This is a genomic window from Chitinophaga deserti (genome assembly GCF_003149455.1).
Lineage (GTDB): Bacteria > Bacteroidota > Bacteroidia > Chitinophagales > Chitinophagaceae > Chitinophaga > Chitinophaga deserti.
Map to the genome: position 1 here is coordinate 223,181 of NZ_QFFK01000004.1, position 13,186 is coordinate 236,366.

Annotated in this window: 9 protein-coding genes; 7 read left to right on the top strand and 2 right to left on the bottom strand. The window is 53.8% G+C overall.

From position 1 onward, the window contains the following. Positions 1–121: 121 nt before the first annotated feature. Together DEV76_RS10670 and DEV76_RS10675 are read left to right on the top strand one after the other, a co-directional pair. A complete protein-coding gene (locus DEV76_RS10670) occupies positions 122–1,132 on the top strand; it encodes a helix-turn-helix domain-containing protein (RefSeq protein WP_109697892.1) in 1,011 nt (336 codons plus the stop codon). Between the two features lie 154 nt (positions 1,133–1,286). Further along, positions 1,287–3,014, top strand: coding sequence for an OmpA family protein (locus tag DEV76_RS10675; protein WP_232826927.1), 1,728 nt, complete (start codon positions 1,287–1,289; stop codon positions 3,012–3,014). Between the two features lie 113 nt (positions 3,015–3,127). On the opposite strand, the gene DEV76_RS10680 is transcribed toward DEV76_RS10675, so the two are convergent. Next, entirely contained in the window at positions 3,128–4,048 is a 921-nt protein-coding gene (locus DEV76_RS10680; RefSeq protein WP_109697894.1) for a DUF4349 domain-containing protein, read from the bottom strand. 64 nt (positions 4,049–4,112) lie between these two features. Next, positions 4,113–5,129: an LLM class flavin-dependent oxidoreductase gene (locus DEV76_RS10685; RefSeq protein ID WP_109697895.1), complete on the bottom strand. Its 1,017-nt coding sequence runs from the start codon at positions 5,127–5,129 to the stop codon at positions 4,113–4,115. Positions 5,130–5,253: 124 nt separating this feature from the next. Here DEV76_RS10685 and DEV76_RS10690 point away from each other — a divergent pair, with 124 nt between their 5' ends. The 5 genes from DEV76_RS10690 to DEV76_RS10710 all read left to right on the top strand — a co-directional run bounded on the left by DEV76_RS10690 (position 5,254) and on the right by DEV76_RS10710 (position 13,177). After that, positions 5,254–5,868: an RNA polymerase sigma factor gene (locus tag DEV76_RS10690; RefSeq protein ID WP_109697896.1), complete on the top strand. Its 615-nt coding sequence runs from the start codon at positions 5,254–5,256 to the stop codon at positions 5,866–5,868. A 47-nt stretch (positions 5,869–5,915) separates the two neighbouring features. Next, positions 5,916–7,070, top strand: coding sequence for a FecR family protein (locus DEV76_RS10695; protein ID WP_109697897.1), 1,155 nt, complete (start codon positions 5,916–5,918; stop codon positions 7,068–7,070). Positions 7,071–7,265: 195 nt separating this feature from the next. After that, complete coding sequence (locus tag DEV76_RS10700; RefSeq protein ID WP_232826928.1) at positions 7,266–10,745, top strand: TonB-dependent receptor; 3,480 nt, start codon at positions 7,266–7,268, stop codon at positions 10,743–10,745. Between the two features lie 20 nt (positions 10,746–10,765). After that, the gene (locus DEV76_RS10705; protein WP_109697898.1) at positions 10,766–12,310 is read left to right on the top strand and encodes a RagB/SusD family nutrient uptake outer membrane protein; all 1,545 of its coding nucleotides are present in this window, start codon (positions 10,766–10,768) and stop codon (positions 12,308–12,310) included. Positions 12,311–12,334: 24 nt separating this feature from the next. Continuing rightward, on the top strand, positions 12,335–13,177 hold the full coding sequence (locus tag DEV76_RS10710) for a hypothetical protein (RefSeq protein WP_157962826.1): 843 nt from the start codon (positions 12,335–12,337) through the stop codon (positions 13,175–13,177). The last annotated feature ends 9 nt before the right edge of the window (positions 13,178–13,186 follow it).

Here is a 13,186-nt window from a genome sequence, read left to right on the forward strand (position 1 = left end):
GGGCTGAAGAGAGCCCGGGCAAGACGTGTTGCTAACTATGAGAACCCCGTTTTACATTTTTTTCCAATTTGCTTCAGGCAATTCAGCGACCGCAATTTGAACCGTTTAAAATCAATGTGGTATGGATATGCCTTTACTGCCAACCAAAACGCTGTGGATTGATTCTCCGCCTGTGGAATCATTACCAGTAGCCAGCATGCCCAAAGATCAACTGAAGGGCCTTTTACCTTTCGCAAGGATATATGTAGACAAAAATGATGAGGATAAGGATGACTGCAAAATTGTAACTCAGGAGGTTCCCCTGGGGCCTATTTCCATGTGGTTTCACCATGTAGCGCCCAAAGCATCCATGATCCTGTTTCCCCAGACACCATTCCGTAATGTGATCCTCCATGTAATGCTCGGCAGCCCCGTTCGCGTACTGATGGGAAATGGCCGGCTTACCGATCTCCGGAACCAGCGGATGGATCTTTTTAACCTGTTGGATTACCTCAACACCGTTCCGCTGGAAGAAGGGCAGTGTTTCGACAGCTTCCATATCAATTTCAGGCCAGATGCAGCCCCTGAACTGATCAGGCAGTTTCCTGAACTGAAAGACCTCATAACGGAGGATATCCTGAAGGGAGAAGGGCGGCTGAACACCCGGTCTGTTTTCTTCAACGAAGTGTGCCAGCGTACACTGAAACAAATCCTCTGCTGCAAACAGATAGGGGATACGGCAGAATACTTCCTGCGCAGGCAGGTGGTGAACATCCTTACCGTTTTCCTGCGTACCATGCAGATGGGCAGTGCAGCCTACCGGCTGTCTACCAAAAACCGGTTGAAGACTGCCGCCTGCTACCATTTTCTCCGCAGGAACTTTACCGGCCAGCATTCAGCGGAAAGCCTTTCGCAACGCTTTTCTCTAGAGCCTGATCTGCTGGAAGCCTGCTTCTGCGCCCGTTATGGCCGTACCATCCAGGAATTTATCCTCGACCGGCGGATGAATGTGGCGTATCATGCACTGATGCGGACTAAAGCGAGCTTTTCCACGATTGCCGCGGATACGGGATTTGAAACCGTGGCGGCCTTCCGGATTGCTTTCAGAAAATATTACAGGGTAGAGCCCGTGCACCTGATAAAGGCGCAGTAAGGCACACCATTTCCTATGATAAAACCAGTATAGTATCCGGGTCCCGGATAGCTATATAAGGGGCTTGTCCGGCAGGACAACCCCTTTTTTTCTACACGTAAGCTCCTTTCTTACAAACAATTCGGGGGGAAACAGGGTTATTATGTCAGGTTACATGAAAAACGATCTGATGTGTAAAAAACCTCATTTCCGCACCCTCTTACTGCTCGGGTGCGTATTAACCGTATCCGCCTCCGCGCAGCAACAGCCTACTTACGAACAGTTGGGAGACCGCTACTTCGTGACCTGGCAATACGCCAAAGCCGCCCCGGTATACGATAAACTGGCCCGTCATAAAAAGGCAAAGCCTTATGTATTTTACCGCCAAGGTTATTGCGCTGAAATGACGGGTAACGTTCCCGGTGCTATAGCCGCTTACCGTAACTGTCTGACCAGGGACCCTGCGGGCGACAGTCTGTGGATCCGCATCGGCGACCTCTTCAAAACGCAGGAACAATACGACTCCGCCCGGCAGGCATATGCCCGTTACCCCGGAGGAGGCCCACAGGCTGGCAGGGTGAAGGTGCGAATGGACGGATGTGATTCTGCACTGGTATGGCTGGCCAGCCCCCAAACGGTACGTATAAGGAACGAAGACCGTATCAATACTACCTTCTCCGACTGGGGCGCTTTCCGGCACCAGCAGCAGCTGGTATACACCTCTAATTTTAACCGTCTCAACAGTATAGACCAGCGTATTTCCCGGCAAACGGATGAGCCTTACTTCGCAGTGTTCCGCTGGAACGATGCCAAGGCCGATGCTAACCGGGTGAATGTGGATGATCTGGCGCAGGTACTGAATGTGAGCCGCTTCCATGCAGGCCCCGTAAGTTACCCGCAAATAGGAGATACGGCATACCTTACCGTGAGCCGCCCCGGCAGGCCTGAGAGCGAAAGGATGGGGTGGAAGCGTGCGTTGAGAGTGGGCACCCGGCGGCTGGAGCTGTTCCAGATATCAGGAGAAACTATTACTCCATTCCCTTATAACGATCCCGCGCATTATTCCACCGGCCATGCAGCCCTGAGCCCCGACGGTAAAACGCTGTACTTCGTATCTGACAGGCCGGGTGGTTTCGGAGGTACCGATATCTGGTACACTACCCGTGGTGCCAATGGCGGCTGGGAAGCTCCGGTGAATTGCGGGGCTGCTATCAATACAGTAGACGATGAACTGTTCCCCGTATTCCAGCCCGATGGTGCACTCACTTTTGCCAGCGAAGGGCATGCGGGCATGGGGGGACTGGATATATTCCATACCACCGGCAGTTTAACCACGTGGACTACGCCGCGTAATATGCGCCCGCCATACAACTCCGGCCGTGATGACTTTCACCTGATCGTATCGGATTCACTGAATGGATATTTCGCATCCGACAGGCCGGGTGGTAAAGGCAGTGATGATGTGTATACTTTTGCTATTATCCCCCCGCCGCCACCGCCACCTCCTCCTCCGCCACCACCTCCACCGCCTCCGAAGAAAGGCGAGGTGTTTGTGCTGAAAGATCTCTACTACGACTTCGACAAATACGCCATCCGATATCCGGACGCCACGCATGTGCTGGACTCGCTGGTGATCATTTTAAGGGATTACCCCACGATGCGCATTTCATTGGAATCGCATACAGACAGCAGGGGTAATAATGCCTACAATATGCGGCTTTCAGAACGCCGTGCAGAATCTGCCGTGCAGTATCTCGTACAGCAGGGCATAGCGCGGGACAGGCTGGAATGGAAAGGATATGGAGAATCGAAACCGGTGAACCTATGTGTGGATGGAATGCAGTGTACGGAAGAAGAACATCAGGCTAACCGCCGTACCGAAGTGAGGATACTGTCGGAATAAAATCTGTATTTACTATAAACGCACAAAAGGCCGTCTCAATCACATGAGGCGGCCTTTTGCATTTGTAGCAATCAATAAAGTTGGTGCTAATTCCTGTGATTGGCTTTCAAAACTCAGGCATTAGGCTTTTGCTGCGTGGCAGCACGCAGGCGGGGATACCATCTGCGATACGCATACCAGGTGAAGGCTGCGGTGAGCAACAGGGGCCAGATGTTGAGGAAGAACATGAGCACGGCGCGGAAGCCTTCCAGCCCGTTACGCAAAGCGAGCAATGCATCTGTCCAGAAGTAACTGCGCGCCATGCGTTCGGGATCGGGAACGATGCTGACGATGGCCAGATCGGGCTGGTGGAGGTACACAGTGAGGGTGGAATATGCCACCTGATTGTCGATACCGAGGTTTTCGATAGTACGGGTAATCGCGCCTCGCTGCGACTCTTCTTCATACTGGCGAACATCCAGTTCTTTGTTTGCTTTTGTGTGATTCAAGGGGCGGTCCTGCGTACGGGCGGCATCGTTGAGGAGTTTGTTCTGCAGATGGGTGAGGGCCACGTCTTTGTCGCTGCGGGTACGTGAATCAACAAACACGGCCATACCCGTCAGTGCATTCACTACAGAATCCATCATACTAACCGGAACGCGTAAACGCATAGTGGCTTCCGGCGAGTACCAGGATACGCGGCGCAGGGAATCGCTGGTGTAGCGTGCGGTGGTCTGGTGGCCGGGAGATTGTTTGATATCACTTTCTTCCACGATGCCACCGGCGCGGGTTACGAGCTGTTCCATGCGCACTGCGGTTTGCACCACGTTGTCTACACGCAACCGGAGATCCGCAGTTTTAATACGCTTTTCAGGAATGGCGGATGCAGCAGCAGTTGTATCTTTCGCTGCCGCAGCATCAGCAGCTTCCGCAGGTGCAGTAGCCTGAGTGTCGGCGGAAGATTCGCTGTGATTGTGCTTGTAATTGCCTGCACAGGCATAGAGGGTCAGTACGGGCAACAGCGCGGCTGCCCACAACATGGAATGACGTTGCATAGAGTGGTGGATTTACCCTTTATACGCAACGCCTCAGAAAAGTAACCTTAGCGAAATGTTAAAATCAGTTGCGGGCCTGAAGGCCGAATACTTTGGCGAGCAGCCGGAACGATTCCATCCGTTCGTCCTGGTTCTCTGCGATGGTGCTGATCACTGCTTCGTCTACTTCATACGTTTCGCACATAGCGGTGATCTTCGCTTTCACTTCTTCCGGAGATCCGCACACCATACGGCGGCGGTTGTAGTTCACACGCAGTTGTTCATCGGGCATGTATTCCATGTCGCGGATTTCCTCGTAGGAGGGGAGGGCGGTATCGCGGCCACGTTCTATCTGCATGAGGCGGTAATCCATGATGGTTTGCCAGCGCTCTACAGTTTCCGGACTTTCGGAAGTAAACGCGAATATGCCGAAGTTGGCGAGGGGAGCAGCGAGGGTGGCGGAAGGTTTGAATTCTTTCCGGTATTGATGTACTACCTCGGGCCCGCCGCTGGGATTAATGAAATGCGCGAAGGAAAGCGCGGTACCGAAGTGGGATGCCACGCTGGCACTGCCGCCTGAAGAGGTGAGCAGCCATATGGGCGGAGCGGTTTCCGTTTGCGGCATGGCCTTCACTTTTTCGTACAGCGTGCCTTCGGGCGCATTATCGGTCAGGAAATGCTGGAGGTCCATGATCTGCTGCACAAAATCCTTATCGCTGAAAGTGTTCTGCGGATTAAGGATGCGGGAAGTGAGGCGGTCGCCACCGGGTGCACGGCCTACTCCCAGATCGATGCGCCCGGGAGCAAGGGCTTCCAGCATGCGGAAGTTCTCTGCTACTTTCAGGGAGCTGTGGTTGGGAAGCATTACTCCGGCGGAGCCGAGGCGGATGTGTTGGGTATGTGCGGAGAGGAAGGCCAGCAATACCTCCGGTGTAGAGCCGGCGATGGTGGCAATATTGTGATGCTCCGATACCCAGAACCGGGAATACCCCAGTTGATCTGCGAGTTGTGCCAAAGCCATGGTTTCCAGCATGGTGTCTCTTACAGTGCTGCCGGTCCGGATAACGGACTGGTCCAGCACACTCAATTTTATCTGCGTCATCTGCTGTCGGGTTAAATCCTTTCCGGCAAAACCGGGGTATAAATGTAGGATTTATGGAGGATTTGGGGATTAACCGTTTTTTCCTAGATTTACATTGAACCAGACAACCAAAATTTAAGATCGCATGGATAGCAATCTATCCGGGGCGGAAGTGCTGGAACGGATGAAGAACGGCGACGAGCAAGCTTTTGCAGCTGTTTACCGGCAGTATCACCCGGCCCTCTATCTCTTTATTCTGCGTTATTGCAAGGTTCCTTCACTGGCGGAGGATCTTGTGCACGATGTTTTCCTGAAAGTCTGGGAAATCCGCCACCGCATCCAGCCCGATCTCCCTTTCGGCGGTTATTTATACCGCATTGCCCGTAATCATGTATTAAAGACCCTTCAGCGGGCTGCTACCGACCGCAACCTGCGGGAGCAGATACTTTTCCAGCTGAGTGCCGTTACAGGCAGCCAGGCGGAACAGGAAGTGCAAAGCAGGGAATACGACCGCCTGTTCCATGAAGCCCTGAACCAGATGCCCCCGCAGCGGCTGAACGTGTTCCGCCTCTGCCGGCAGGAAGGGCGCACCTACGACGAAGCCGCGGCCATACTGGGTATTTCCCGCAATGCGGTTAAGAAGCATATGGTGCTGGGCATGCGTTTCATCCACGATTACATGTTCCGCTACGGCGGTATTTCCCTCTCCCTCGTTTTCTATTACAAAAATTTTTTTCCGGACGGGGTACCCTCTTTTTAATTTCCGGGATATAATATACAGGTACCACGTTAAAGGCGCCTGCTGATATGTCTACATCCACGGACCCGCACGAAAAACTGCTGCAACGATACCTCGACGGCCAATGTACGCCCGAAGAGGCGGCCATGCTCATGGAATGGCTCCGGCAAACCGGCTCGCATCGTAAAGTGCTGCTGCGTATGCAGGAAGAATTTAATGAACTGGTATCGCAACACCCTGAAATATCCCCTGAGATCAGTCAACGGATGGAAGCCCGGCTGCTGCAGAGCATCCGTGGAACCAAAGTACGCCGTATGCCCGTCATCCGCTGGGTTGCCGCCGCATCGGTACTGTTGCTCCTGGCTGCAGGGGGCGCCTTCTTCCTTTCACGCCCTGCTAAGCTTCCCCCTCAAACGGCACAAACCATCACCCGCTCCGCTGCCGATATAGCCCCCGGTTCCAACAAGGCAGAGCTGACGCTGGCCGATGGCTCGGTGGTAACGCTGGACAGTGCGGGTAACCAGGTGATCCGCCAGGGAGAAACCACCGTTCGCCAGCAGAACGGACAATTACATTACTCAACGGGCGGCCAGCTGACGGCTGCAGGTTACAATACGCTCACCGTTCCCCGCGGCGGGCAGTTCCACATCGTACTCCCCGACGGCAGCAGGGTATGGCTGAACTCCACTTCTAAGCTCCGTTTCCCTACTGCATTTCATGAAACCCAGCGCATTGTGGAGCTGGAAGGGCAGGGGTATTTCGAAGTGAGTAAAGACGCGCAAAAGCCCTTTATCGTGCAAACCCGTTCTGCAAAGGTGGAGGTACTGGGTACCGGGTTCGATGTAATGGCATACTCCGATGAAAAGACCATGAACACCACCCTGGTGGAAGGCGCCGTGAAAGTGAAGGAAGTGCGGCTGCGCCCCGGCCAGCAGGCCCGGCTGGAACATGCCACAGGCAACATCACCGTAGCCCCGGCAGATGTGCAGCATGCCATTGCATGGAAAACCGGCTTCTTTGAATTCGACAACGCCGATATCGACGATATCCTGCGCCAGGCAGCGCGGTGGTACGATGTGGATGTGGTGTATAAAGGAAGACTGAAGAACTTATTATTCGGCGGGCGCATCAGCAGAAACCTGCCCCTGTCCGAACTGTTAAAAATGCTGGAGGCCAACGGGGCCAGGTTCAGCATGGAAGGAAGAAATCTCATTGTGCTTTAGCATATCTCTTTACCATTCAGCAACTTAAACCAAAACTAAACGCATCGTTATGAAAACACATTCTACCGCATGAAACTAACGGACACCCTGCATTAAAAAGCCGGAAGCGCTCGCAACACTTCCGGCACGTTCAGGCTGTCCGAAAAAAGACTTCTACAGAACTTTTATCTCGTAATTCCCAAACACTGCAAAAGTATGAAATTTAACTTTAGCGGCGGAGCTTCCTTTGTCCGGTTTGTTCGCGCTGTTTATCCCGCATTCCACGTAGCCCATAGGTTCGGGCCAGGTAAGGAAAGCTTCGGTAAATTCTGCATTGTTATGAAACTCACCACCTTTTTGCTGCTCGTTGCCTGTCTGCAGATCAGCGCCAAAGGATTGTCGCAGCAGATCACCCTTAAAGAGCGGAATGCGCCCCTGAAAAAGGTGCTGAAAGAAATATCCCGTCAATCAGGGCTTTCGATCGTGTACGACGAAAGTTTGCTCGCCGGCACCAGCCGCGTAACGATCGATATCCGTGAAGTACCGGTTAAACAGGCAATGAACCTGCTGCTGCTCAACCAGCCCGTGGGCTTCACCATGGAAGGACAGAAGATCGTTATCCACCCCATGACAGGCCCCGCCCCCGTGGCAGATACCACGATCCCGGTAAGCGGACTGGTAACAGACATTAAAGGGGGGCCGCTGCCCGGTGTTACCGTGCGCGTGAGTAACTCCACCGTGGGCACCACTACCGATGCTAACGGCCGCTATACCCTCCGTGCACCCGGTAAAAGCGCACAGCTGGTATTCAGCATATTAGGCTATACCTCCCGCACCCTCGTAACAGACGGCGGTACCCTCAACGTGGAGCTGGCCCTCTCCGAAACCTCCCTCACAGAAACAGTGGTGGTAGGTTACGGCACCCAGAAGAAGGCGGTGGTAACGGGCGCCATATCTTCCGTACGCGCCAAAGATCTGGAAGGCATGCCCATCAACCGCGTGGAGCAGGCACTGCAGGGCCGTACCTCAGGGGTGGTAATCGCTTCCAACTCCGGCCAGCCCGGTTCCGCAGGTACCGTTCGCATCCGCGGCCTCACCACTTTCAACAACAACAACCCGCTGTGGGTGGTAGATGGTGTGGTGGTAGATAACGGCGGCATCGGTTTCCTGAACCAGAACGATATTGAATCCATACAGGTACTCAAAGATGCCGCTTCCCAGGCTATTTACGGCGCCCGCGCTGCCACAGGGGTAATCCTCATCACTACCAAGAAAGGACGCGCAGGAAAGCTCCTGGTGAACTATAACGGTTATTACGGTGTGTCTGCCCCGGCCCGCAAGCTGAAGCTGATGGATGCACGGGAATATGCCACCATGATCAACGAAGCTAATGTGAACGACGGCGGTACCCCCACGCATGCCAATCCGGCTGCACTGGGTAAAGGGTCCGACTGGCAATCCACCATCTTCAACAACAGCGCCGTTCGCCAGAACCATGAGCTGAGCATCAGCGGCGGCAGTGAGAAGTCTACTTTCTATACTTCCTTCGGTTACCTTTCGCAGGAAGGCATCGTAGCCAGCGATATATCTTCCTACAAACGCTTCAACGCAAGGCTGAACTCAACGTATAAACTGACGCCCTGGCTTACGTTCGGGGAAAACGTAGGGTATTCCTACGACCGGTCTGTAGGCCTCGGCAATACCAACTCCGAATTCGGCGGCCCCCTCAGTTCCGCGATCAACCTCGATCCCATCACGCCCATCGTGGAAACAGACCCGGCTAAAATGAATGCCAGTCCGTATAACAACGCCGGCGTACGCAGGAACGAACTGGGACAGCCCTATGGTATCTCCTCTACCGTAACACAGGAAATGTCGAACCCGCTGGCGTACATCTCCACCCGTTTAGGCAACTACAACTGGGGCCACAACATCGTGGGCAATGTATACCTGGAGGCAGAACCCATCAAGGGTTTGAAAGCACGGTCTTCGGTAGGGTCTAAACTGGCCTTCTTCGGGCACGACGATTTCTCGCCCGTGTCTTACCTCAACTCATCCACCGTGCGAAGCATTGCGATCTTCAACCGCCGCAACGCCAATATCTTCTTCTGGAATATTGAAAACACGCTGTCTTACACCCGCGATTTCAACCTTCACAGTGCCACTATCCTCGCTGGCCAGGGTGCCTACAAGGAAGGCGGTGAACGTTCTACGGAAGTGTTCTTCGACGATGTGCCCGCTACTACTTTCGAAGAAGCATCCCTCAACTACAAGGTGGCTCCTTCCAAACGCAGGGCCGATGGCGGCGAGGGTATCGACCACCTCGTGTCTTCACTTTTTGCGCGTGTGAACTATAACTACGATGAAAAATATATGGCCGAAGCCATCATCCGCCGCGATGGTTCTTCCCGCTTCGGCGCCAATAAGAAATACGGCGTATTCCCTTCGTTCTCCCTCGGATGGGTTCCCAGCCGAGAAGGCTTCTGGCCGCAGAATGATGTGGTGGATCTGCTCAAGTTCCGTGGTGGTTACGGTGTGGTAGGCAGCGATGCCATCGGCGATTTCTCTTTCCTCCCCACCATCGGCAGCGGCCGTAACTACACCATGGGGCCTGGCGCAGACGGGCTCGAAGGTGCCAGTCCGAATGCTCCCGCCAACCCCGATCTGAAGTGGGAAGAAACGCATCAGACTAATATCGGGTTTGAAGCATATCTCTTCAAGAAACTGAATGTACAGTTCGACTGGTTCAAGAAGAACACGAAAGACATCCTCATGCAGCGCAGGCTGCCCTGGTACGTAGGTTCCGTGAGCGATCCCAACGCCAATATCGGCGGTATGGAGAACTCCGGCGTGGAACTGGAACTGTCTTATAACGAAGAGATCGGCGACCTCACGCTGAATGTGGGCGGTAACGTAAGCTGGATGCGTAATAAGGTGACTTATCTCGGTGAGAACCGCACCTTCCTCTACCTCGGCGCTGCATCGTTCCAGAACATGGGGAATATTACCCGCGCGGAAATCGGCCGTCCGTTTAACGCATTCTATATGTTCGAGCACATGGGCATCTTCCAGAATCAGGGAGAGATAGATGCTTATGTGAACAAAGGCGGACAGAAGATACAGCCCCTCGCCAAACCCGGCGATTTCAAATGGAAAGATATTAACGGAGACGGGCAGATCACCGACGACGACCGCGATTACATCGGCAACCCCATGCCTAACTGGACGTACGGTATGACCATCAACGCCGCATATAAAGGCTTTGATCTGGTGATCTTCGGACAGGGAGCAGCAGGCAACCAGATCTTCCAGGGGCTGCGCAGGCTCGATATCCTGAATGCCAACTGGCAGCAGAAATCGCTGGACCGCTGGCATGGAGAAGGCACATCGAACACCCATCCGCGCATGACTTTTACCGATGCCAATAAGAACTATTCCCGTGGCTCGCAGTTCTACCTGGAAGACGGGGATTATTTCCGCATCAAGATCCTGCAGCTGGGATATACATTGCCTACCGTGCTGGTGAAAAAAGCCGGTTTCGAAAGAGTGCGTGTACATGTGATGAGCGAGAACCTGCTCACTTTCACGAAATACACCGGCTACGATCCTGAGATCGGTGGCGGCATCCTGAGCATCGACCGCGGCATTTATCCGCAGGCGCGCACGTTTATGTTCGGCCTCAATTTTACCTATTAACCGCAAAAGAAGACTGACACATGAAAGCGAAATACTTTCCCATCATATGCACACTGGCTGCCGGTTTAACACTTGGCTCCTGTAAAGACAGCTGGCTGGATCCCGCGCTGCGCGGTACCAACCTCGAAAACAACTTTTATAAAAATGAAGGCGAAGCGTTTAAAGGGCTGGTAGCAGTGTACGACGTAGTAGGCTGGCAGGGCGGGGGATACGTGACCCGCACCGGTATGGCCGATGCCGCTTCCGACGATCACTTTGCCGGTGGCGGTGCCGCCAACGACGTGAACGATTTCCAGGTGATGACCCGCTGGGATCTTACACCGGAGATTGGTCCGCATAACGACCTCTGGCGCAAAGGGTATTCCGGCGTATTCCGTGCCAACAAGCTGCTGGAGAAACTGGGCAGCGTACCCATGGACGCGAATAAGAAAGCGCGTTTCATTGCCGAATGCAAATTCCTCCGCGCTTATTTCTATTTCGACCTGATCAGGATGTTTAAAAACATCCCCCTGCTGCTGCAACCACTGGATGTAAACCAGATGTTTAATGTTACGCAGGCACCGCCCGCGGATGTATGGGCGCAGATCGAGAAAGACCTGAAAGAAGCCATTGCCGAAACCAACTTCCCCGACCGTATACCGCCCACCGAAGAAAAGGCACGTGCCACCAAAGGCGCGGCGCATGCATTGCTGGGTAAAGTATACGTTTACCAGAAGAAGTGGGCCGAAGCGGCTGCGGAACTGGCACTGGTGAATGGTACACCCGGCGTGGAGAATCCCACTTACGGATATAAGCTGCTCACCAACTTCGGTGACCTGTGGAAATCTACCCTGCCTTTCAAATTCAACCAGGAATCTATCTTCGAGATCTCTTACACCAATACTTCGCAGGGTGTGTGGGACTGTGTGGCCTGTACCGAAGGCAACGTGCTTAACATCATGGTGGGCCCGCGCAGCTACAACCGTTTAACACCCGATGCGCCCGATTACGTTTCCGGCTGGAGCTTCCTCACGGTAACCAAAGAGCTGTATGCGCTGATGAAAGACGATCCCCGTTTTCCCTATACCATTGCTGACCTGAAAGCGCTTTCTGCAGCGGGTAAGGCATCGTATTCTCCGGGGCATGATGATACGGGGTACTTCCTCGAGAAGTTCGCCGGCCGCGTGTCTAACCGCGTACCGAGCGGAACGCCTGAACTGAACTTCCCGCAGAACCTCTACGATATGCGCCTGGCAGATACCTATCTGCTGGAAGCGGAAGCACTGGTGATGAATGGCGGCGGCGGTGGTGCGGGTACCCGTGCCTATGCGCTCCTGAACGCTGTACGCGCAAGGGTAGGGCTTACACCGATTGTAGCCACGATCGATAACATCTTCCTCGAAAGAAGACTGGAGCTGGCAGGAGAAGGACACAGGTTCTTCGACCTCATCCGTACCGGCAGGGCGGAAGATGCTTTGAAATCACGCGGCTTCAATCCACAGAAGCACTACATCTTCCCGATTCCTTTCAACGATCTGCAGAGCACGAAAATGGAGCAGAACAAGGAATGGGGCGGCACGAAGTAATCCATCATCACAAAACAAGTCCACATGAAATGCATTCCATATATCGCAGCGATATTACTCATGGCCGCCTGCACACCTGATTCCGGCGGGGGCGACCTCGGCCCGCTGCCACAGGTTTCCTTTACCGCCATGCCCATGCAGGGCAAGCCCAACAAAATCATCGTTCAGAATACCACACCCGCTACCTTCCAGTGGCGCTGGTTTAACGGTCTGGGCGCTGCATCCGTAGGCAACCGTTCTAAAGACACGCTGACGTTTGCTAAGAAAGGAGAATACGTGATATCACTACAGGCTTTCGGCAAAGGAGGTTTTGCCACCGCATCGCAGAAAGTAGTGATCGCCAACGATGCACCTAAAACTGAAATCCTCAAAGGAGGAGATATGGAAGCAGGCGCCAATGCACACTGGACCATCCTCAACACCGGCGGCATGCAAACCGGCATCCAGTTCGTGAATGGTAAACTGGTATTCACCAATACAGACGCGGGCTCCAACGGCGCTATTTACCAGGCGGTAACCGTGAAGAAGGATGTGGAATACACCTTCTCCGCCAATGTAAAAGGCAGCGGCGCCACCAATACCTGGTTCGAAGTGATCATTGGCACGGCAGTACCCGAGCAGGGGAAAGATTACAGCGGCAACAAATTCGTGTCGCTCAATACCTGGGCGGGTTGCGGTAAAGTACCTTTCGACGGCGACATTGCCGAGATCGGTTGTGATGGCTCCGGCACGGGTAAGGGTGGTGTCATTAAGTTCACTACTGCCGGCACCATTTACATCGTGATTAAAGCCGGCAGCAGCGGGGGCACGCTGGGCACCGGCGGTATTGCCATGGACAATGTGAAATTTCTGGAAGAACAGTTATAATTTAACCCG

Coding starts and splice junctions, on each gene's coding strand:
- DEV76_RS10670 (WP_109697892.1), top strand. CDS start 122: ATGGATATGCCTTTACTGCCAACCAAAACGCTGTGGATTGATTCTCCG.
- DEV76_RS10675 (WP_232826927.1), top strand. CDS start 1,287: ATGAAAAACGATCTGATGTGTAAAAAACCTCATTTCCGCACCCTCTTA.
- DEV76_RS10680 (WP_109697894.1), bottom strand. CDS start 4,048: ATGCAACGTCATTCCATGTTGTGGGCAGCCGCGCTGTTGCCCGTACTG.
- DEV76_RS10685 (WP_109697895.1), bottom strand. CDS start 5,129: ATGACGCAGATAAAATTGAGTGTGCTGGACCAGTCCGTTATCCGGACC.
- DEV76_RS10690 (WP_109697896.1), top strand. CDS start 5,254: ATGGATAGCAATCTATCCGGGGCGGAAGTGCTGGAACGGATGAAGAAC.
- DEV76_RS10695 (WP_109697897.1), top strand. CDS start 5,916: ATGTCTACATCCACGGACCCGCACGAAAAACTGCTGCAACGATACCTC.
- DEV76_RS10700 (WP_232826928.1), top strand. CDS start 7,266: ATGAAATTTAACTTTAGCGGCGGAGCTTCCTTTGTCCGGTTTGTTCGC.
- DEV76_RS10705 (WP_109697898.1), top strand. CDS start 10,766: ATGAAAGCGAAATACTTTCCCATCATATGCACACTGGCTGCCGGTTTA.
- DEV76_RS10710 (WP_157962826.1), top strand. CDS start 12,335: ATGAAATGCATTCCATATATCGCAGCGATATTACTCATGGCCGCCTGC.